The sequence below is a fragment of the Streptomyces sp. NPDC057010 genome (assembly GCF_042673805.1).
GTDB lineage: Bacteria > Actinomycetota > Actinomycetes > Streptomycetales > Streptomycetaceae > Streptomyces.
Genome location: NZ_JBHUSC010000048.1, coordinates 1 through 19,392, shown reverse-complemented (window position 1 = coordinate 19,392; position 19,392 = coordinate 1). Strand labels below are relative to the sequence as shown.

The following is a 19,392-nucleotide window of genomic DNA, read 5'->3' as shown; positions in this document are numbered from 1 at the left end:
AGTCTGGAGGAGGGTGCGGGGCGGGCCCCGGATCAGCTGGTGCGGCCCTTGGCGTCGAACGCCTTCATGCGGTCCAGCACGCCGTCCGCGGTCGGGCTGAGCATCTCGTCGACGATCGCGCCGTCGGCGAGGAAGATGACGCGGTCCGCGTAGGAGGCGGCGGCCGGGTCGTGGGTGACCATCACGACGGTCTGGCCCAGCTCGCGCACCGAGTTGCGCAGGAAGCCGAGGACCTCGGCGCCGGAGCGGGAGTCGAGGTTTCCGGTGGGCTCGTCGCCGAAGATGATCTCCGGGCGGGAGGCCAGGGCGCGGGCCACGGCCACGCGCTGCTGCTGGCCGCCGGAGAGCTGGGTGGGGCGGTGGGAGAGGCGCTCGGAGAGGCCGACCATGCCGATCACCGTGTCCAGCCACTGCTTGTCGGGCTTGCGGCCGGCGATGTCCATCGGGAGGGTGATGTTTTCCAGGGCCGTCAGGGTCGGCAGCAGGTTGAAGGCCTGGAAGATGAAGCCGATCTTGTCCCGGCGCAGCTGGGTGAGCTGCTTGTCCTTCAGGGAGCCCAGCTCGGTGTCGCCGATGCGGACCGAGCCGGCGGAGAAGGTGTCCAGGCCGGCCACGCAGTGCATCAGGGTCGACTTGCCGGAGCCCGAGGGGCCCATGATCGCGGTGAACTGGCCCTGGGCGAAGTCCACGGAGACGTTGTCGAGGGCGACCACCTGGGTCTCGCCCTGGCCGTACACCTTGGAGAGGCCGGTGGCGCGGGCGGCCACGGCCTGGGCGGTGTGCGGGGCGTAGTTCATGGTGGTCACGGGAGGGGCTCCTGTCACGGCTGGGGACTGCGGTGTGATGAACGGCAAGACCTGTCCATCCTCGCGGCGCCCACCCCCGCTCCGAATCAGCCGACGTGCCCGTTCTCCGGCCCACTGAAGGCTGACCACCGGCGCACGCGTGTCCTCCTCTGGTATGACGGGAACCCCGACCGGGACGGAGGCGCGCGGCGCGGCGCGGCGGGCGGGCCGGGGGTGGCGTGGGGTGGCGCGCCGGGTGGCGCGGGCCATCGAAATCCCGTCATTCCCGTAACGGACGTGATCGTCCCCGGGAGCGGGCCGACCGTGTGTTCTGCGCCTGACTGCCCCTCAAGCGCCAATAAAATCAGACAACATCGGGAAATCGGCCCGGTGGCGGCGAGGGTATTCCGGATAGGCTCGGCGCAGCGTTCTTGCTTTTCTACGGGGGTCCGCCACGCCCTGCCCGGATGGTGGAATGTAGACACGGCGAGCTTAAACCTCGCTGGCCTTCGGGCCGTGCCGGTTCAAGTCCGGCTCCGGGCACTCCGTAGGTCCCGCGAGACCCCCGTCCTCATCCGAGGCGTCTTCACCTTCTCCTTCGTCGGCGCCCCGCCATGCCTTCCTAAGATCCTCCTCCAGCAGTAGGGTGCTTTCTTTGCGAGCGCATTACTCTTGTTGCAAGGCCGCGCTCGGTGGCCACGGAGGAGTGAGATGAGGAGCAGTAACCCGGTCTTCTCGCGACGGGGGTTCAGCCGCGACAACGGTGGCTACGCGGGCTTTGGCGCGCAGCAGCACCAGCAGGCCGGGACCAACCCGTACGCGACGAACCCGTACGCCGTCGACGCGGCCACGGGCATGCCGCAGGCGCCGGCGCGCACCAACGCGATGACCATGGACGATGTCGTGAGCCGTACGGCCATGACGCTCGGCACGCTCATCGTCACGGCGACCCTCTCCTGGGTCCTGCTGCCGGTCGACCCGGCCAACCTGAACAAGTCGTACGGCATCGGCATCGGCGCGGCCCTGGTCGCGTTCGTCCTGGCGATGATCCAGTCCTTCAAGCGCAAGCCGGTCCCGGCCCTGATCCTGGGCTACGCCGCGCTCGAGGGTGTCTTCCTCGGAGTCATCAGCGCCGCGACCAGCACCTACCTGGGTGCCGGTGTCGTCATCCAGGCCGTGATGGGCACGATGTGCGTCTTCGCCGCCGTGCTCCTCGCCTACAAGATGGGCTGGATCCGCGTCAACCGGCGCTTCACCGGCTTCGTCATGGCGGCCGCCATGGGCTTCATCCTGCTCATGGTCGCGAACTCGCTGTTCGCCCTCTTCGGCGGCGGTGACGGCCTCGGCTTCCGCAGCGGCGGCCTCGGCCTGCTGTTCGGTGCCATCGGCGTCATCCTCGGCGCCTGCTTCCTCGCCATGGACTTCAAGCAGGTCGAGGACGGCATCGCCTACGGCGCCCCCCGCGAGGAGTCCTGGCTGGCGGCCTTCGGCCTCACCCTGACCCTGGTGTGGATCTACCTGGAGATGCTGCGCATCTTCCAGATCCTCTCGGGCGACGACTAGCAGGACCGGCAGCCGCCCCGCGGCTGTCCACGGCATGGGGAAGGCCCCGCGAGCACACCGCTCGCGGGGCCTTCCCGCGTCCAGGGGGATGAAGTCGTCGGGGGAGGGTTCAGCCGAACCGGCGGGCGGCTCTGCGCAGGTCGTACTCGTGGATGATCGCCTTGGCCTGGCCGTACGACAGCTCGTGCGCGCCGCGCAGCCAGCTGACCTTCTCCTCGAACCGGACGAGGGAGGGGCCGTCGTCGACGGCGCGCAGCCAGTCGGAGACCTCACGACCGGTGGTTTCGGGGATTCTGTCGATCATGTTGCGGTGCGTCTGCTCGGAGAACTCTACGGACATGGGCGCCTCCGGAGGTATCGCCGTGCTGTTCTCTTCACGCGAGCGTGCCGGAGAGTTCGCCCGTTGGCAATGGTGCCCGGGCGGCGCGTAAGGTCGGCCGGGTGCTGGATACTTCGCCCCTGACCGCCGTTGTGGAACGTTTCGCCGACCGGCTACGGGCCGCGCCGCAGAGCCGCCTCCAGCAGGGGGCCGCCGCAGCGGCGCTGGAGCTCGCCCGCGAGCTCTCCGCCCGGGCCCAGCGCCTGGAGGGCGTCGCCGTACGGGAGATGGCGGACGCGGGGCTCTTCGTGGTCGGCGACCAGGTCGCCGTGGCGGGCCTGGACCTCGCCGAGGCGCTGCGCGCCGTACGGGCCGAGGACACGGCGACGGCCCCGTCCGAGATGCTGGACGAGGCCGTGCGACTGGTCGAGCAGGCGGAAGTCAGAGCGATGCGATGACGCGGTCCGCGAGGATGTAGACGTTGCTGTCGGGGTCCTCGGCGTCACCGCAGGAGAAGGTCAGCGCGTAGGCGCCGGAGATGCCGGAGCCGCCCAGCAGGACCGGCGCGGTGCCCGAGCGCAGGGCCTCGGCGAGGCGCTCCGCGGTCTCCCGGTGGCCGGGGGTCATGCACAGCGTGGTGCCGTCGGTGAAGACGTACACGTCGAGCGTGCCGAGCGGGCCGGGGCGGACGTCCGCGAGGGCCGTACGGGCCTCCGCGAGCTCCTCCAGGCGGCTGACGGTGCGCTCGTGGTCGGCGCCGGGGGCCGAGGCCTGGACCGGCACGAAGTCGGGGTGCGAGGGGTGGCGCCGGCGGGCCGCGGCCAGCTCGGCCGAATCCTCCGGGTACTCGTCGGCCGCCTCGTCGCCCAGGACGGGCTCCAGACCCACCATGTCGGCCTGCCGGGGCAGGAAGACGGGGCTGTCCTCGCCGAGGCCGGGCAGGCCGCCCAGCAGCGAGGGGGCGTCCGCGGCGTCACGGGCCTCCTGCGCGGCCCAGAAGGCGCGCGCCTCGGCCAGCTCGCGCTCGCGCTCCTCGGCGAGCGCCTCGGCCACGGCGGCTCGTATCTCCGCGGCGGGGGACTCCACGGCACTGCGGGCGTGCGGAACGGTCGTACCGCGGGGGTGGACCGGCACCGCGAGCTCGCTGCGCAGGGCCGTGACCTGCTTGCGCAGGCCGTGGACGGCGTGCAGCGCAGCAGCGCCCACGGCCGTGGCGGCGGCTGTGGTCAGCAGCAGGGCAAGAGACATGGCGCTCACTGACTAACTCCTGAGGTGATTCGATCCCCCGACTTCCTACATCAGAGTGTCCCGACCTGGGAATGGCGTGCAGTGCATTACGTCATGAAATGGACAGGGCTTTCGTCCCGGACGACCGGTCCGCATACCCGCTGACCTGCATATATGCCGGACCCCCAGGAGATAGGTCACATCCTGGGGGAGATTCGGTCACAGGTCGGCCGCGACGCGGTTAGATTCGGCGTCAGTACGCCGCCCGGGATCCGGCCGGATCGGGACCGGATCCCTTGCGGCGTCTGGGAGGGTGCCTAGCTCAGCCGCGCTTCTCTCGTGGTCGCGCTGAGCCTCGCCACCGCTGCGGGCAGGTGCCGACCCTCGTTCCTCGGGACGACCCCTACCCTCCGCTACGGCTCAGCTCAGCCGCTCGATGACCATGGCCATGCCCTGGCCGCCGCCCACGCACATGGTCTCCAGACCGAACTGCTTGTCGTGGAACTGCAGGCTGTTGATCAGAGTGCCGGTGATGCGCGCACCGGTCATCCCGAACGGGTGACCGACGGCGATGGCCCCGCCGTTGACGTTCAGCTTGTCGAGGGGGATCTCCAGGTCCCGGTACGACGGGATGACCTGGGCGGCGAAGGCCTCGTTGATCTCGAAGAGGTCTATGTCGCCGACGGTCAGGCCGGCCCGCTTCAGGGCCTGCTTGGAGGCCTCGACGGGGCCCAGGCCCATGATCTCGGGGGAGAGGCCGGTGACGCCGGTGGAGACGATCCGGGCCAGCGGGGTCAGCCCCAGCTCCCGGGCCTTGGTGTCGCTCATGATGACCAGCGCGGCGGCGCCGTCGTTGAGCGGGCAGCAGTTGCCGGCCGTGATCAGGCCGTCGGGGCGGAAGACGGGCTTCAGGCCCTGGACGCCCTCCAGGGTGACCCCGGCGCGCGGGCCGTCGTCGGCGGAGACGACCGTGCCGTCGGGGGTGGTGATCGGGGTGATCTCCCGCTCCCAGAAGCCGTTCTTGATCGCGGCCTCGGCGAGGTTCTGCGAGCGGACGCCGAACTCGTCCATGTCCTGGCGGGTCACGCCCTTGAGGCGGGCCAGGTTCTCGGCGGTCTGGCCCATCGCGATGTACGCGTCGGGGATCAGGCCGTCCTCGCGCGGGTCGTGCCAGTCCGTCCCCTCCTGGGTGGCGCGGGCGGCGGTACGGGCCTCCGCGTCCGAGAAGAGCGGGTTGTGGGTGTCCGGCAGACCGTCGGAGGAGCCCTTGACGGAACGGGACACCGTCTCGACGCCCGCGGAGATGAAGACGTCGCCCTCGCCGGCCTTGATGGCGTGCAGGGCCATGCGGGAGGTCTGGAGCGAGGAGGAACAGTAACGGGTGATCGTGCAGCCCGGCAGGTGGTCCATGCCCATCTGCACGGCGACGATACGGCCGAGGTTGTGCCCCTGCTCGCCGCCGGGGAGGCCGCAGCCGAGCATCAGGTCGTCGATCTCGCGAGGGTCCAGCTCGGGGATCTTGGCGAGGGCGGCCTGGATGACCGTGGCGGTCAGGTCGTCGGGGCGGACGTCCTTGAGGGACCCCTTGAAGGCACGCCCGATGGGCGAGCGGGCGGTGGAAACGATGACGGCTTCGGGCATCGGGGCTCCAAGGGGGTGCGTCGTTGCGGGACCGCATGCGAAGTTACCGCCCCGTACGGTCGAGGTCACCGGGCGGGGGGTGTGATGCCGGTCGCTCCCGCGGGGTGTGCGGGGGTGCGGAACCGCTGCTGGGGCCCTGCCCCACCCCCCGCGCCTCAAACGCCGGCGCGGCTCGACGCGCCCCTGCGGCGCCGCTGCGGGGGCTCCGCCCCCGTACCCCCGCGCCTCAAACGCCGGCGGGGCTGGATTTGGCGCGGCTGGATTGCCCGCAGGGTAATTTCAGCCCCTCCGGCGTTTGAGGAGCGGGGTCCGGGGCGGAGCCCCGGGGAACGGTGGAAGGGCGGGTAGGGGACCGCTCCGCGCAGCGGCAGGGGCACCCAGCGGCTCCGCGCAGCGGTTAGGCCGGGCCGGAGACGCCGGCCGGCGGGGCGTCCGTGCCCGGGGCGGGGTCGGCCGGGGAAGCCACGTCCTCGGCCGGGAGGCGCCGGCGGCGGCGGTGCTTCAGGAGGACCCAGGGGCCCCGCACCGCGGTGACCTCCGTGCCCGCCTGCCCGGCGGCAGCCGACGCGGCCTTGGCCACCGGCAGCATGTCCTCGTCCCGCGACACGTCCAGCCGGTCCGACTCCGGCCACAGCCCCAGCGCCGCGCACAGGGTCGGCAGGACCGCCATCGCCGCCGTCGCGTACCCCTCCGCCGAGGGGTGGTAGGAGTCCGGCCCGAACATCTCGCGCGGGTTCGCCGCGAACTCGGGGCCCAGCAGGTCCCCCATCGAGACCGTACGGGCCCCCAGCGCGACCACCCCTATGGTCTGCGCGGCGGCCAGCTGCCGCGAGACCCGCCGGGCCAGCCATCGCAGCGGCTGGTACACCGGCTCGATCGTGCCCAGGTCCGGGCAGGTCCCGACCACCACCTCGGAGCCCGCCAGCCGCAGCCTCCGTACGGCCGCGGTCAGCAGCCGCACCGACTGCGTCGGCGGCATCCGCCGGGTCACGTCGTTCGCGCCGATCATGATCACGCACACGTCCGGGACCCGCGCGCCCTCCCCGGCGGCCCCGTCGAGCAGCAGCCCCACCTGCCGGTCCAGGTCGTCGGACATCGCCCCCGACAGGGCCACGTTCCGCAGTTCCACCGGCCGCTCGGCCACCGCCGCCAGCCCCGAGGCCAGCAGGGCCGCCGGCGTCTGCCGGGCCCGCCGTACGCCCAGCCCGGCGGCCGTGGAGTCGCCCAGCATGCCCAGCCGCAGCGGCCCCGGGCTCAGCTCCGGCCCGTTGAACTCGCTCCCGTACAGCCCGTCCGCCCGCGGCGGATCCGGCAGCCCGCTCCCCACCGTCCGCTTCGCGAACTGCACCTCCGCCAGCACCAGCCCCACCGCGGCGACCCCGGCCAGTCCGAGCCCGCCCCCGCCGTACGCTGCCCCCGCCGCGATCCGGCGGGCCGTTCTCGCCCTGGACACCCTGCAGGCCACCTCCTCGGTCCCCGGTCCTCGGTCCTTGTTGACCTACCTGCCCCGTACGGCCGGTCGGCCAATCCCTTTCCGCTTACTCTGGCCGTGCTCCCGGAGAACCCGTGGAGACCCCTCCTTGGAGAACATGGTGCAATTCCACGACTCGATGATCAGCCTCGTCGGCAATACCCCGCTGGTGAAGCTCAACCGTGTGACCGAAGGCCTGCAGGCCACCGTCCTTGCGAAGGTCGAGTACTTCAACCCCGGCGGATCCGTGAAGGACCGGATCGCTCTCCGGATGATCGAGGCCGCCGAGCAGAGCGGTGCCCTCAAGCCCGGTGGCACCATCGTGGAGCCGACCAGCGGCAACACGGGTGTAGGACTCGCCATCGTGGCCCAGCAGAAGGGCTACAAGTGCATCTTCGTCTGCCCTGACAAGGTGTCGATGGACAAGATCAACGTGATGCGCGCGTACGGCGCGGAGGTCGTGGTCTGCCCGACCGCCGTCGACCCCGAGCACCCGGACTCGTACTACAACGTGTCCGACCGCCTCGCGCGCGAGCCCGGCGCCTGGAAGCCCGACCAGTACAGCAACCCGAACAACCCCCGTTCGCACTACGAGACCACCGGCCCCGAGCTGTGGGAGCAGACGGACGGGAAGATCACCCACTTCGTCGCCGGCGTCGGCACGGGCGGCACGATCTCCGGCACCGGCAACTACCTCAAGGAGGTCAGCGGCGGGAAGGTCAAGGTCATCGGCGCCGACCCCGAGGGCTCGGTGTACTCCGGCGGCACGGGCCGCCCGTACCTCGTCGAGGGCGTCGGCGAGGACTTCTGGCCGACCGCCTACGACCCGAACGTGACCGACGAGATCATCGCGGTGTCCGACAAGGACTCCTTCCAGATGACCCGCCGCCTCGCCAAGGAGGAGGGCCTCCTCGTCGGCGGCTCCTGCGGCATGGCGGTCGTCGCCGCGCTGAAGGCGGCCGAGGGCCTGGGCCCGGACGACGTGGTCGTCGTCCTGCTCCCGGACAGCGGCCGCGGCTACCTCAGCAAGATCTTCAGCGACGAGTGGATGGCCGGACACGGCTTCCTCGAGGAGGCCGGGCCCTCCGCGCGCATCGGCGACGTGATGAACGACAAGGACGGCGGCATGCCGTCCCTCGTCCACATGCACCCCGAGGAGACGGTGGGCGAGGCCATCGAGGTCCTGCGCGAGTACGGCGTCTCGCAGATGCCGATCGTCAAGCCGGGCGCCGGCCACCCGGACGTGATGGCCGCCGAGGTCATCGGCTCCGTGGTGGAGAAGGAGCTGCTGTCGGCGCTGTTCGCGAAGCAGGCGTCGCTGAGCGACCCGCTGGAGAAGCACATGAGCGCGCCGCTCCCGCAGGTCGGCTCCGGTGAGCCGGTGTCCGAGCTGATGTCGGTGCTCGGCGAGGCCGACGCGGCGATCGTCCTGGTCGAGGGCAAGCCGACGGGTGTGGTGAGCCGTCAGGACCTGCTGGCGTTCCTGGCGAAGTCGGCCAAGTAGTTCCCCGAGCTACCGCTGGGAGGTGCCCCCAGCGGCTCGCCGGGCGGGGTTCCGGGGGCGCGGCCCCCGGCCCCGGCCGCCCCGACGACGGCCCGCTCGTCGCGCAAACGGTACGGGCCCGACACGTGACGGCAGCACCGGCTTAACACGGCTCCGGCACAGTGGTGGTTGTCGGCAGGGAAACCCGCCGACGCCACGGAACGGCGACCACGCACCTCCGGAGCGGCTCCCGGACAGCGTGAACGCCTCGGACGCGGACGGCCCTGACCCGGCCCGTGTCCTCCGCGGGGACCGCCGTCGTCCCGCCCCCGGGCAACCGGGGTGCGGCGGTCCCCGCCCGACTCCCTTTCAGGGCCGGGCACATCCAGCCCCGCCGGCGTTTGAGGCTCGGGGGCAGAGCCCCCGCAACGGCGCGGCACCCGCCCCTACTCGGTTGGCAGCCGCCGCAACCGCTTGGCGCCATGGATGAAGTTCACGCCCACGATCCCGCCCCAGGCGACCAGCAGACCCGCCAGATGCGCCTGCGCAGCAGCAATCGCCGAGAGCGGGATGGCCAGCACCAGCGTGATGATGGCGAAGCCGAACCGTTCGCCGAAGTTCCCCTCAACGCCATCGGGGCGGCCGCCCCCACGCGCGTGCAGGAGCCGTTCCTCCGCCAGCCGCCGCCGGACCTGCGTGTCGACCTTCTCGACGAACGAGTCCACCAGCGCGGCCTCGTACTCCGGACCCAGCTCCCGCCGGGCGTCCAGCGTGGCGTCGAGTTCCTTCTTCAGCTCTCGGCTGTGGGCGTCCATCCCCCCACCGTAGGAACCGCCGGAGGCCCCGGCACTGGGGCTAGCCCCCGTATCCGCGGCCGGCCGGTCCTTAAAGGATCTTCAGGACGTATGGATCTACTGCCCGCGCGGCCACTCGATAAGGATTCCCTAAGTGCATGGCGCCGGTGGCGTTCGCGCACGTCATTCGAAAAGGAAAGGGATTTCTTTCATGGAGAAGGTTGCGCACTCGGCGCAGAACCGCGCTGAGCGGAACCGCAAGAAGAAGCTCGTCGTGGCGGGCGCCGCCCTCGTCGGCTTCAGCCTGGCCGCCATCGGCGGCTACGCGACTCTGACCTCGGACGCCTGGGTCACCTCCGGCCCGTTCTCGTCCGCCAAGACGGAGAAGGTCAATCTTCTGGCCAACGGCCAGAAGCGCATCGCGCTCAAGGGTCTGTCCTACAAGGACATGAAGCCCGGCGACCAGACCGGGGCGGAGAAGGTCGAACTCTCCAACGACGGCAACGTCGACATCGCCAGGATGGACCTGAAGGCCTCGTTCCCGACCGGGAGCTACGACAAGGCCCTCGCCGAGGTGATCGATCTCGAGTTCACCAACGAGAAGGACGGGAAGACCGTCACGAAGTCGATGGCCGACCTCGTCTCCGAGGGACTCAACCTGCACATGATCGGCCTGGACACGCTGAAGGCCGACAAGAAGAGCACGGGCAACATCACCGTCAAGGCCGTCATGTCCAAGCGGGCCTCGGAGAAGCAGGCCGGCATGCAGGTGTCGGGGCTCAGCCTCCGGTTCATCGGCCAGTCCATGCCGACGCCTCCGAGTGAAACCCCGGACATCCCGGAGGACTAGTGTTTCACCGCGGCCGACCGCTCCCGTGAACGGGGTGGTCGGCCGCGGCTTTTTCGTGCGAGGGACGACGAGGAGCCTGAATTGGAGAATTCGGTCGGGGAATCCATGCCGAACGGGAAAAGAAACCGGATCCGGCGGAGCATATCGGGACTGCTGTGGTGGGTTGCCTGTGTCGCCATGGTGCTGTCCGTCGGCGGAAGTGCGTGGGCCTATTACGTCGAGCAATACCGGTACGTTCCGATCCTGACGTCGTCCATGGAGCCGGAGATCCGGAAGGGGGCGCTCATCATCACCGAGCCGGTGCTCGCGCGGGACATGAACCCCGGCGACGTCATCGCGTTCTCACCCCCCGAGCCGTGGACGCGGCCCGGGGGACTCCCGGTCGTCCACCGCATCGACGACCTCCAGCGCATGCCCGGCGGCGAGGCCTCGATGACCACTCGGGGCGATGCGAACGACAGCCCGGACCCCTGGACGATCGACCTGAGCGGAGGCGAGTTCGCCAAGGTGGTGCACGAGGTCCCGCACCTGGGCGGCTGGATCGTGCTGCTGAGGTCGATCGGCCTGCTGCCTCTGCTGGCCCTCGCGGTGGGCGTGGTGCTGCTCTGGTACGCCGTCCGCCGGGTCGTGGCGGCACGTAGGCGGCGCGCTTAGCGGTATCCGCATCCCGGGCGCGGCTTGCCGAGCTGCATAACCGCATGCAGAGTGCTCCGTGACTGAATATCTCACCGGGACGGAGGGGACGGCATGAGCGACAGCCCGGCCGCGCGGCTGCAGAAGCTGTTCGAGGGGCACCGGCTGACGCCCACCCAGCGGCGGATCGCGCACTGCATGGTGCGCGGAGCGGCGGACGTGCCGTTCCTGTCGAGCGTGGAGCTCGCGGAGCTGGCGGGGGTGAGCCAGCCGTCGGTGACGCGGTTCGCGGTGGCGCTGGGGTTCGACGGGTACCCGGCGCTGCGCCGGCACCTGCGCGAGGTGGCCCCCGCCGAGCGGGCCGAGGCCGCGCACGAGGACTCGTACAACGAATACCAGCAGGCCGTGCAGGGGGAGATCGAGAACCTGCGGCAGCTCGCCGCCATGCTCGCCGACCCCTCGCCGGTCCAGGAGGCGGGCCGGCTGCTCGCCGCCTCGACCCCGCTGCCCGTGCTCGGGCTGCGGGCGGCGTCCTCGCAGGCGCGCGGGTTCGCGTACTTCGCCGCCAAGGTGCACCCGGACGTACGGCTCCTCGACGAGGGCGGCTCGATGATGGAGGACCGCATCGACGCGGCCCTCTACGAGGGGGCAACTGCCCTGCTCTGCTTTGCTCTGCCCCGGCACCCCCGGGAGGTCGTGGACACCCTGGAACGCGCCCGGCGGGCCGGCCTGACCGTGGTCACGGTCGCCGACTCGGCCTTCGCCCCGGTGGCCCGCCACTCGGACCTGCTGATCCCGGCGCCCGTCGGCACCGGCCTGGCCTTCGACACGGCGTGCGCGCCGATGCTGCTGGGCCGGGTCCTGCTGGAGGCCATGGCGGACGCCCTGCCGGACGCCCAGGCCCGCCTGGAGGCCTTCGACACGCGGGCGGCGGCGCGCGGACTGTTCGTGGAGTGAGGGGCCCCACCGGCCTCACCGGCCTCACCGGTAGGTGAGCTCCGCCAGCTCGGTGGCGAGGCGGTCACGCAGCGCCGGAACGCGGGCGACGAGGGGGAGCAGGGTGTTGCGTACGGAGCGCAGCGCCCGGTTCCGGCTGGTCGCGATCCGGGTCATCCGGTGGGTGAGGGCCACCACGCGCAGGGCGACGGGGCGGCGGCGGGCCTGGTAGCCGTCGAGCGCGGCGGGGTCGCCGGCGGCCAGGGCGCGGCCGAGGGCGTAGCCGTCCTGGATCCCGGTGTTCATGCCCTGACCGCCGGCCGGGCTGTGCACGTGCGCGGCGTCCCCGGCGAGCAGCAGCCGTCCGGCGCGGTAGCGGTCGGCGACGCGGTGGTGGATCCGGAAGCGTGAGGACCAGGCGAGCGCGGTGACCTCGGCCTGGCCGGGAACGCGCGCGTCCAGCAGGTCCCGGACGAAGGCGAGGTCCGGCTCCGCGGGGGCCTCGTCGACGGTGGCCACGATCCGGTAGTGCCCACCGGGGAGCGGGGCGACCACGGTGAGGCCGGCCCGGCCGAAGGCGAGCGAGACCTCGGCGGCGCCCGGGGCCCAGTCCATGACGACGTCGGCGAGCACGAAGGACTCCGCGTACGCGCTTCCGCTGAAGCCGATGCCGGCGGCCTCGCGGACGGAGCTGTGCATGCCGTCGGCGCCGACGGCGTGGGCGGCGCGCAGGGTTTCGCCGGTGGCGGTGGTGAGGGTGACCCCGTCCGCGTCCTGGGTGACGGCGGTGACCTCGTGGGGGCGGTGGACGTCGTGGCCCAGGGAGCGCAGGCGGGCGAGGAGGACGGCCTCGGTCTCGTACTGGGGGACCATCAGCGCGTACGGGTGGGCGGTGCGCAGGCCGTCGAAGGGGACGGTGGCGAGGGGCCGGGCGCCGTCGCGGATCCGGAACCGGGAGACGGGGATGCCGCGGCCGACGAGCTCGGCGGAGAGCCCGCCGGAGGGGTCGAGCTCGTCGAGGACCTCCAGGGTGCGGGCGTGGACGACGGCGGCGCGGGAGGTGTTGGCGCCTTCGGCCTGCCGGTCGAGGAGCACGAAGTCGACGCCGGCCTGCGCCAGGGTGACGGCGAGGGCCAGCCCGGTGGGGCCGGCGCCGACGATCGCGACGTCGGTGCGGGCGGGGAGCGGGAGTGCGGCGGTGCTGTGCATGCGGGCCTCCTCCGGGTAGCCAACGCTTGTTGGCCAACGGCTGTTGACATAACGATGCGCCCGGCGCGCTGGTATGTCAACGGTTGTTGGCCTACGTTTGTTGGCATGACGGTGCGACGCTCTTCCGACCAGACCAAGGCGACGATCCTGCGGGTGGCGCGGGAGCGCTTCGCCGCGCAGGGCTACGAGCGCACGACGATCCGCGCCGTGGCGGCGGAGGCGGAGATCGACCCGTCGATGGTCATGCGGTACTTCGGCAGCAAGGAGCAGCTCTTCGACGCGGCCCTGGCGGTCGACCTGCGACTGCCGGACCTGGCCGCGGTCCCGGCGCAGGACCTGCCGGCGGCGCTCGTACGGCACTTCGTGGAGCGGTGGGAGGGGGACCCGGCGGATGACGCGCTGCTGGTGCTGCTCCGGTCGGCGGTGACGAACGAACGGGCGGCGGCGCGCATGCGAGAGGTCTTCGCGACCCAGGTCGCCCCGGCCCTGGCGGCGGCCCTCGGACCCGAGCGCGCCGCGCGGGTGGCGGGCCCGGTCGCGTCCCAGCTGCTGGGTGTGGCCCTGACCCGCTACCTGCTCCGCCTGCCCGGGGTGATCTCGCTGACCCCGGACGAACTCGTCGCGGGCCTGGCCCCGGCCCTGGCGGCCACCGTGTCGGCCCGCTGAGGGACGCTAGAGCAGCGCGTCGGGCAGTGCGCCGCCCGCCTCCGCGACGATCGCCGGCAGCGGCTGCGCCGGGCGGGCCAGGGCGAAGCGGACTCCGCCGGCCCGCGACACCGTGAAGCCGTGGACCGCCGGGCGGGGGAGGCTGTTGTAGCCGTAGTGGGCCGTGAAGAAGTACGCGCCCGTGTCCGGGACGGCGATCACGTCGCCGGGGGCGAGGAGGGGGAGGGGCCGTGCCGTGGCCAGGAGGTCGCCCGCGAAGCAGGCCGGGCCCGCGATGTCCTGGGGGACCGGGGGGCCCGTGCGCGGGTTGCCCTTCGCGTCGTACGGGAGGATCCGCACCGGCCAGGCCGCCGGGGCGTAGACGGTCCGGGTGGCCAGCTGGACCCCCGCGTGGGTGACGGCGATGGGGCGGCCCCCGGTGGACTTGGTGTACTCGACCCGGGCGAGGACCAGCCCGTGCTTGGCCAGCAGGGACCGGCCGAACTCGGTGACCAGGCCGTACGAGCCGTCGAAGAGGGCGGGCACCGCCTCGCGCAGGGCGCGGACGTACTCCGCGTACGTCGGGGTCTGCTCGTCCGAAGTGAAGTTCACGGGCAGGCCGCCGCCGATGTCGAGGGTGTCGACCTGGCGGCGCCCGGCCGCCGCGTTGATCTCCTCGGCCAGCGCGTGCAGTTCCCGTACGCCCTCCGCGATCAGCGGCAGCGGCACGCCCTGCGAGCCCGAGTGGGTGTGCAGCCGGGTCAGCCACGGCCGGTCCAGGTAGGCCCGTACGAGCCACTCGCGCGCACCCGGATCCCGTAGCGGCACGCCGAACTTCGACGTGGCCGTGGCGGTGGACAGGGCGCCGATGGTGCCCGCGCCGGTCTGCGGGTTGATCCGCACCCCGAGCGGCGACGCGGTGGGGGCGGAGGCGACGAGGGCGTCGAGGCGCTCCAGCTCCTGCCCGTTGTCGGCGTTGACGGCGATGCCCAGGGCCAGGGCCTCGCGCAGCTCGGCGGCCGTCTTGGCGGGGGAGTCCAGGACCGTCCGCCCGGCGGGCAGGCCGGCCGCCCGGGCCAGCGCCAGCTCGCCGGGGCTGGCCACCTCGCAGCCGAGCCCCGCGTCGGCGAGCAGCCGCAGGACCGGGACGAGCGGGGCGGCCTTGACGGCGAAGGCGTGCAGGACGGGGGTGCCGGGCGGCAGGGCGGCCGCGAACGCGCTGGTCAGGGCGGCGGCGGAGGCCCGGATGCCGGCCGTGTCCAGCAGGCAGACGACGGGCTCGGTGTCCAGCAGGCCCTGCTCGACCGCGGCCCGTACGGCCAGGTCGCGGCGCTCGGCGGCGCCTTCCGTGTGCGTCTGGGCAGCCATGGCCCTCAGCCAATCATCCGGCGGGTCCGCCCGCAGCTGTTGACTGAATCTATTCAGACGGCCAGGATGTGAATGGATTAGCCAACATCGGAGGAGGCACCGCCATGTCAGGACCCCGCCCCGTACGTGCCGCGCGAGGCACCGAGCTCAGCGCCCTGGGATGGCAGCAGGAGGCCGCGCTGCGGATGCTCCAGAACAACCTCGACCCCGAGGTCGCCGAGCACCCCGACAAGCTCGTCGTCTACGGCGGCACCGGCAAGGCCGCCCGCGACTGGCGCTCGTACGACGCGATGGTCCGCACCCTGCAGACCCTCAAGCAGGACGAGACGATGCTCGTCCAGTCCGGCCGCCCGGTCGGCGTGATGCAGACCCACGAGTGGGCGCCGCGCGTCCTGCTCGCCAACTCCAACCTGGTGGGCGACTGGGCCAACTGGGAGGAGTTCCGTCGTCTGGAGCAGCTCGGCCTGACCATGTACGGGCAGATGACGGCCGGTTCGTGGATCTACATCGGCACGCAGGGCATCCTCCAGGGCACCTACGAGACCTTCGCGGCCGTCGCCGCGAAGAAGTTCAACGGCACCCTCGCGGGCACGATCACCCTCACCGCCGGCCTCGGCGGCATGGGCGGCGCCCAGCCGCTCGCGGTGACGATGAACGACGGCGTCGCGATCTGCATCGACGTCGACCCGCGCGCCATCGAGCGCCGCATCGAGCACCGCTACCTCGACGTCAAGGCCGACAACCTGCGGCACGCCCTCCAGCTGGCCGTCGAGGCCCGCGACGCCCGCAGGCCCCTCTCCATCGGCCTGCTCGGCAACGCCGCCGAGCTGCTCCCGCAGATGCTGGCCGAGGGCGCGCCGATCGACATCGTGACCGACCAGACCTCGGCCCACGACCCGCTCGCCTACCTCCCCGTCGGCGTCGACTTCGACGACATGGCCTCCTACGCCGCCAAGGACCCGGCCGGGTTCACCACCCGCGCCCGCGAGTCGATGGCCAAGCACGTCGAGGCGATGGTCGGCTTCATGGACGCCGGCGCCGAGGTCTTCGACTACGGCAACTCCATCCGCGGCGAGGCCCAGCTGGCCGGCTACGACCGCGCCTTCGCCTTCCCCGGCTTCGTCCCCGCCTACATCCGGCCGCTGTTCTGCGAGGGCAAGGGCCCCTTCCGCTGGGCCGCCCTGTCCGGCGAGGCCTCGGACATCCACAAGACCGACAAGGCGATCCTCGACCTCTTCCCGGAGAACGAGTCCCTGCACCGCTGGATCAAGATGGCCGGCGAGCGCGTCCACTTCCAGGGCCTGCCCGCGCGCATCTGCTGGCTCGGCTACGGCGAGCGCGACAAGGCCGGCGAGCGCTTCAACGAGATGGTCGCCGACGGCACCCTCGCCGCCCCGCTCGTCATCGGCCGCGACCACCTGGACTGTGGCTCGGTGGCCTCCCCGTACCGCGAGACCGAGGCCATGCTCGACGGCTCCGACGCCATCGCCGACTGGCCGCTGCTCAACGCCATGGTCAACGTGGCCTCCGGCGCCTCCTGGGTCTCCCTGCACCACGGCGGCGGCGTCGGCATGGGCCGCTCCATCCACGCGGGCCAGGTCACGGTGGCCGACGGCACCGCGCTGGCGGGCGAGAAGATCCGCCGCGTCCTCACCAACGACCCGGGCATGGGCGTCATCCGCCACGTCGACGCGGGCTACGACATCGCGGAGTCCGTCGCCGACGAGCGGGGCGTGCGCGTGCCGATGCGCGAGGGTGACTCCGCGTGAGCGAGGCCGACACGTCGGGTGCGGCGCCGTTGCCGGGGGCTCTGCCCCCGGACCCCCGCGCCTCAAACGCAGGCGAGGCTGAAATGGCCGGCAGCTCGTTCCACGCGATGTGGGCGGACCTCGCCCCCATCGGCCGCCACGCCGACTCCGGCGGGTACCGCCGCTACGCCTGGACCGGCGCCGACGCCGACTGCCGCACCTGGTTCCAGGCCCAGGCGGAAGCCCGCGGGCTGACCTACGAGACCGACCGCAACGGCAACCAGTGGGCCTGGCTCGGCGACCCCCTCGCGGGGGACGCCGTGGTCACCGGCTCGCACCTGGACTCCGTCCCCGACGGCGGGGCCTTCGACGGCCCCCTCGGGGTGGTGTCCTCCTTCGCGGCCCTGGACGAACTCCGCAGGAGGGGCGCGGAGTTCGCCAGGCCACTCGCCATCACCAACTTCGGTGACGAGGAGGGGGCCCGCTTCGGCCTCGCCTGCGTCGGCTCCCGGCTCGCAGCCGGGCAGCTGACCAAGGAGAAGGCGTACGAGCTCCGCGACGCGGACGGCATCAGCCTGCCCCGGGCGATGGAGGCCGCCGGCTACGACCCCGAGGCCATCGGGGCGGACCCCGAACGCCTCGGCCGCATCGGCGCGTTCGTCGAGCTGCACGTGGAGCAGGGCCGCGCCCTGGACCTGTCCGGGGACCGCGTCGGCATCGCCTCCGCGATCTGGCCCCACGGCCGCTGGCGGTTCGACTTCCACGGCGAGGCCAACCACGCCGGCACCACCCGCCTCGTGGACCGCCGCGACCCCATGCTCACGTACGCCCAGACCGTGCTCGCGGCACGCACCGAGGCGGCCCTCTCCGGGGCCGTCGCCACCTTCGGGAAGATCGCGGTCGAGCCCAACGGGGTCAACGCCATCCCCTCCCTCGTGCGCGGCTGGCTCGACTCGCGCGCCGCCGACCAGGCCACCCTCGACACGGTCGTCACCGCCATCGAGAAGGCGGCCCGCGAGCACGCCGACCGGGACGGGATCGACCTGGACATCGTCCGGGAGTCCTTCACCCCGGTCGTCGAGTTCGAGCACGCCCTGCGCGACGAGCTGAACCGGATCCTGGGCGGGGCCGTCCCCGTCCTCGGCACCGGCGCGGGACACGACGCGGGAATCCTCTCCGCGGCCGTGCCGACCGCGATGCTGTTCGTACGGAACCCGACCGGCGTCTCCCACTCCCCGCGGGAGTTCGCCGCCGAGGACGACTGCGTGGCCGGCGTCCTCGCCCTCGCCGACGTACTGGAAGGACTCGCGTGCCGGTGACGACGACGTACTGGCTGGAACACGCCTGGCTCGACACGCACGTCGAGCCGGGCGTGGCCCTTGAGGTGTCCGCCGACGGGCGGATCGCCGCCGTCCGGACCGGGGTCGAGGCCCCGCCTCCGGGCGCGGAGGTCCTGCGCGGGCTCACGCTGCCCGGGCTGGCCAACGCGCACTCCCACGCCTTCCACCGGGCCCTGCGCGGCACGGTCCAGGTGGGCTCCGGCACCTTCTGGACCTGGCGCGAGATCATGTACTCCGTCGCCCAGAACCTCACCCCCGACTCGTACTTCGCGCTCGCGCGGGCCGTGTACGCGGAGATGGCGCTGGCCGGCATCACCGCCGTCGGAGAGTTCCACTACCTCCACCACGCGCCCGGCGGCGCCGCGTACGCGGACCCCAACGCGATTGGGGAGGCCCTGATCGCGGCCGCCGCCGAGGCGGGCATCCGCATCACGCTCCTCGACACGGCGTACCTCTCGGCCGGCTTCGGCGAAGCGCCCAACCGCCACCAGCTGCGCTTCTCCGACGGCACCGCCGAGGCGTGGGCGGAGCGGGTCAGCGCCCTGAAGCCCCGCGGGCACGCCCTGATCGGCGCCGCGATCCATTCCGTACGGGCCGTCCCGGCGGGGCAGCTGGCCGCGGTCGCCGCGTGGGCGCAGGACCGCCGGGCGCCCCTGCACGTGCACCTGTCGGAGCAGACGGCGGAGAACGACGCCTGCCGGGCCGCCCACGGGTGCACCCCTACGCAGCTCCTCGCCGACCACGGCGTGCTGGGCCCGCGCACCACGGGCGTGCACAACACGCACCTCACCGATGCGGACATCGCCCTCCTCGGCGGCACCACCACCGGTACCTGCATGTGCCCCACCACCGAACGCGACCTCGCGGACGGCATCGGCCCGGCCGTGCGCCTCCAGCGGGCCGGCAGCCCGCTGTCCCTCGGGAGCGACAGCCACGCGGTGATCGACCTGCTCGAAGAGGCCCGGGCGATGGAACTCAACGAGCGGCTGGCGAGCCGTACGCGTGGCCACTGGACGGCGGCGGCGCTGCTGCGGGCCGCGACGGCCGACGGCCACGCGGCGCTGGGCTGGGCGGACGCGGGCACCTTGGCGGTGGGCGCGCTCGCCGACTTCACGACCATCGCCCTGGACTCCGTACGCACGGCCGGCCCGCTGCCGAGGCTCGGCGCGGAGACGGCCGTCTTCGCCGCCACGTCCGCGGACGTCCGCCACACGGTGGTCGGCGGCCGCCACGTGGTCCGCGACGGCGCCCACACCCTGGTCCCGGACGTCCCGTCCGCCCTGTCCGAGACCATCGCCGCCCTCCGCTCCTGACCGCCGCCGCTGCGCGGGCCTTTCCCCCACCCCGCCCCTTCCCGAGACTGGGGCTCCGCCCCAGACC

At 72.5% G+C, this 19,392-nt stretch carries 18 protein-coding genes and 1 tRNA gene; 11 read left to right on the top strand and 8 right to left on the bottom strand.

The window, feature by feature from the left end; genetic code table 11:
* Positions 1 to 32 precede the first annotated feature (32 nt).
* The gene (locus ACFTXQ_RS29205; protein ID WP_382646276.1) at positions 33 to 797 is read right to left on the bottom strand and encodes an ABC transporter ATP-binding protein; all 765 of its coding nucleotides are present in this window, start codon (positions 795 to 797) and stop codon (positions 33 to 35) included.
* A 449-nt stretch (positions 798 to 1,246) separates the two neighbouring features.
* Between ACFTXQ_RS29205 and ACFTXQ_RS29200 the strand changes: the two genes are divergently transcribed.
* Positions 1,247 to 1,328: transfer RNA gene (locus ACFTXQ_RS29200), tRNA-Leu, on the top strand.
* Positions 1,329 to 1,496: 168 nt separating this feature from the next.
* Entirely contained in the window at positions 1,497 to 2,348 is an 852-nt protein-coding gene (locus ACFTXQ_RS29195) for a Bax inhibitor-1/YccA family protein (RefSeq protein WP_382646190.1), read from the top strand.
* Between the two features lie 109 nt (positions 2,349 to 2,457).
* On the opposite strand, the gene ACFTXQ_RS29190 is transcribed toward ACFTXQ_RS29195, so the two are convergent.
* A complete protein-coding gene (locus ACFTXQ_RS29190; RefSeq protein WP_215017512.1) occupies positions 2,458 to 2,688 on the bottom strand; it encodes a DUF4287 domain-containing protein in 231 nt (76 codons plus the stop codon).
* A gap of 101 nt (positions 2,689 to 2,789) precedes the next feature.
* Here ACFTXQ_RS29190 and ACFTXQ_RS29185 point away from each other — a divergent pair, with 101 nt between their 5' ends.
* A complete protein-coding gene (locus tag ACFTXQ_RS29185; RefSeq protein ID WP_382646187.1) occupies positions 2,790 to 3,125 on the top strand; it encodes a hypothetical protein in 336 nt (111 codons plus the stop codon).
* Here ACFTXQ_RS29185 and ACFTXQ_RS29180 read toward each other — a convergent pair.
* The 3 genes from ACFTXQ_RS29180 to ACFTXQ_RS29170 form a co-directional block, all read right to left on the bottom strand.
* Complete coding sequence (locus tag ACFTXQ_RS29180) at positions 3,109 to 3,915, bottom strand: hypothetical protein (RefSeq protein ID WP_382646274.1); 807 nt, start codon at positions 3,913 to 3,915, stop codon at positions 3,109 to 3,111. The genes ACFTXQ_RS29185 and ACFTXQ_RS29180 overlap by 17 nt on opposite strands.
* Positions 3,916 to 4,314: 399 nt before the next feature.
* Entirely contained in the window at positions 4,315 to 5,535 is a 1,221-nt protein-coding gene (locus tag ACFTXQ_RS29175) for an acetyl-CoA C-acetyltransferase (protein ID WP_382646185.1), read from the bottom strand.
* Between the two features lie 397 nt (positions 5,536 to 5,932).
* On the bottom strand, positions 5,933 to 6,988 hold the full coding sequence (locus ACFTXQ_RS29170; RefSeq protein ID WP_382646182.1) for an SGNH/GDSL hydrolase family protein: 1,056 nt from the start codon (positions 6,986 to 6,988) through the stop codon (positions 5,933 to 5,935).
* Between the two features lie 139 nt (positions 6,989 to 7,127).
* Between ACFTXQ_RS29170 and ACFTXQ_RS29165 the strand changes: the two genes are divergently transcribed.
* Positions 7,128 to 8,510 carry a cystathionine beta-synthase gene (locus tag ACFTXQ_RS29165; RefSeq protein ID WP_382646271.1) on the top strand — a complete coding sequence of 461 codons (1,383 nt, stop codon included), beginning with the start codon at positions 7,128 to 7,130 and terminating at the stop codon, positions 8,508 to 8,510.
* A 425-nt stretch (positions 8,511 to 8,935) separates the two neighbouring features.
* Here the strand turns inward: ACFTXQ_RS29165 and ACFTXQ_RS29160 are convergent, their stop codons facing one another.
* Positions 8,936 to 9,304: a hypothetical protein gene (locus tag ACFTXQ_RS29160; RefSeq protein WP_382646179.1), complete on the bottom strand. Its 369-nt coding sequence runs from the start codon at positions 9,302 to 9,304 to the stop codon at positions 8,936 to 8,938.
* A gap of 190 nt (positions 9,305 to 9,494) precedes the next feature.
* On the opposite strand from ACFTXQ_RS29160, the gene ACFTXQ_RS29155 reads away from it, so the two are divergent.
* From ACFTXQ_RS29155 to ACFTXQ_RS29145, 3 genes are all read left to right on the top strand, one after another.
* Entirely contained in the window at positions 9,495 to 10,133 is a 639-nt protein-coding gene (locus ACFTXQ_RS29155; RefSeq protein ID WP_382646177.1) for a TasA family protein, read from the top strand.
* A gap of 105 nt (positions 10,134 to 10,238) precedes the next feature.
* Complete coding sequence (locus ACFTXQ_RS29150; protein WP_382646175.1) at positions 10,239 to 10,787, top strand: signal peptidase I; 549 nt, start codon at positions 10,239 to 10,241, stop codon at positions 10,785 to 10,787.
* Positions 10,788 to 10,880: 93 nt separating this feature from the next.
* Positions 10,881 to 11,723: a MurR/RpiR family transcriptional regulator gene (locus ACFTXQ_RS29145; protein WP_382646173.1), complete on the top strand. Its 843-nt coding sequence runs from the start codon at positions 10,881 to 10,883 to the stop codon at positions 11,721 to 11,723.
* A gap of 24 nt (positions 11,724 to 11,747) precedes the next feature.
* On the opposite strand, the gene ACFTXQ_RS29140 is transcribed toward ACFTXQ_RS29145, so the two are convergent.
* Entirely contained in the window at positions 11,748 to 12,911 is a 1,164-nt protein-coding gene (locus tag ACFTXQ_RS29140) for an FAD-dependent oxidoreductase (RefSeq protein WP_382646170.1), read from the bottom strand.
* Positions 12,912 to 13,016: 105 nt separating this feature from the next.
* On the opposite strand from ACFTXQ_RS29140, the gene ACFTXQ_RS29135 reads away from it, so the two are divergent.
* Positions 13,017 to 13,577 carry a TetR family transcriptional regulator gene (locus ACFTXQ_RS29135; protein ID WP_382646168.1) on the top strand — a complete coding sequence of 187 codons (561 nt, stop codon included), beginning with the start codon at positions 13,017 to 13,019 and terminating at the stop codon, positions 13,575 to 13,577.
* 6 nt (positions 13,578 to 13,583) lie between these two features.
* Here the strand turns inward: ACFTXQ_RS29135 and ACFTXQ_RS29130 are convergent, their stop codons facing one another.
* Positions 13,584 to 14,924 carry a diaminopimelate decarboxylase gene (locus tag ACFTXQ_RS29130; protein WP_382646165.1) on the bottom strand — a complete coding sequence of 447 codons (1,341 nt, stop codon included), beginning with the start codon at positions 14,922 to 14,924 and terminating at the stop codon, positions 13,584 to 13,586.
* 104 nt (positions 14,925 to 15,028) lie between these two features.
* Here ACFTXQ_RS29130 and hutU point away from each other — a divergent pair, with 104 nt between their 5' ends.
* The 3 genes from hutU to ACFTXQ_RS29115 all read left to right on the top strand — a co-directional run bounded on the left by hutU (position 15,029) and on the right by ACFTXQ_RS29115 (position 19,325).
* A complete protein-coding gene (gene hutU, locus ACFTXQ_RS29125) occupies positions 15,029 to 16,693 on the top strand; it encodes a urocanate hydratase (protein WP_382646162.1) in 1,665 nt (554 codons plus the stop codon).
* Positions 16,694 to 16,800: 107 nt separating this feature from the next.
* Entirely contained in the window at positions 16,801 to 17,991 is a 1,191-nt protein-coding gene (locus ACFTXQ_RS29120; protein WP_382646268.1) for an allantoate amidohydrolase, read from the top strand.
* Positions 17,982 to 19,325 carry a formimidoylglutamate deiminase gene (locus ACFTXQ_RS29115; protein WP_382646159.1) on the top strand — a complete coding sequence of 448 codons (1,344 nt, stop codon included), beginning with the start codon at positions 17,982 to 17,984 and terminating at the stop codon, positions 19,323 to 19,325. The genes ACFTXQ_RS29120 and ACFTXQ_RS29115 overlap by 10 nt, the downstream gene beginning before the upstream one ends.
* The last annotated feature ends 67 nt before the right edge of the window (positions 19,326 to 19,392 follow it).

Excerpts from the sequence above, each read along its gene's own strand:
- ACFTXQ_RS29150 (WP_382646175.1), top strand. The coding sequence starts at position 10,239 with ATGCCGAACGGGAAAAGAAACCGGATCCGGCGGAGCATATCGGGACTG.
- hutU (WP_382646162.1), top strand. The coding sequence starts at position 15,029 with ATGTCAGGACCCCGCCCCGTACGTGCCGCGCGAGGCACCGAGCTCAGC.
- ACFTXQ_RS29190 (WP_215017512.1), bottom strand. The coding sequence starts at position 2,688 with ATGTCCGTAGAGTTCTCCGAGCAGACGCACCGCAACATGATCGACAGA.
- ACFTXQ_RS29140 (WP_382646170.1), bottom strand. The coding sequence starts at position 12,911 with ATGCACAGCACCGCCGCACTCCCGCTCCCCGCCCGCACCGACGTCGCG.
- ACFTXQ_RS29130 (WP_382646165.1), bottom strand. The coding sequence starts at position 14,924 with ATGGCTGCCCAGACGCACACGGAAGGCGCCGCCGAGCGCCGCGACCTG.
- ACFTXQ_RS29175 (WP_382646185.1), bottom strand. The coding sequence starts at position 5,535 with ATGCCCGAAGCCGTCATCGTTTCCACCGCCCGCTCGCCCATCGGGCGT.
- ACFTXQ_RS29195 (WP_382646190.1), top strand. The coding sequence starts at position 1,497 with ATGAGGAGCAGTAACCCGGTCTTCTCGCGACGGGGGTTCAGCCGCGAC.
- ACFTXQ_RS29145 (WP_382646173.1), top strand. The coding sequence starts at position 10,881 with ATGAGCGACAGCCCGGCCGCGCGGCTGCAGAAGCTGTTCGAGGGGCAC.
- ACFTXQ_RS29160 (WP_382646179.1), bottom strand. The coding sequence starts at position 9,304 with ATGGACGCCCACAGCCGAGAGCTGAAGAAGGAACTCGACGCCACGCTG.
- ACFTXQ_RS29180 (WP_382646274.1), bottom strand. The coding sequence starts at position 3,915 with ATGTCTCTTGCCCTGCTGCTGACCACAGCCGCCGCCACGGCCGTGGGC.
- ACFTXQ_RS29135 (WP_382646168.1), top strand. The coding sequence starts at position 13,017 with ATGACGGTGCGACGCTCTTCCGACCAGACCAAGGCGACGATCCTGCGG.
- ACFTXQ_RS29120 (WP_382646268.1), top strand. The coding sequence starts at position 16,801 with ATGTGGGCGGACCTCGCCCCCATCGGCCGCCACGCCGACTCCGGCGGG.
- ACFTXQ_RS29205 (WP_382646276.1), bottom strand. The coding sequence starts at position 797 with ATGAACTACGCCCCGCACACCGCCCAGGCCGTGGCCGCCCGCGCCACC.
- ACFTXQ_RS29155 (WP_382646177.1), top strand. The coding sequence starts at position 9,495 with ATGGAGAAGGTTGCGCACTCGGCGCAGAACCGCGCTGAGCGGAACCGC.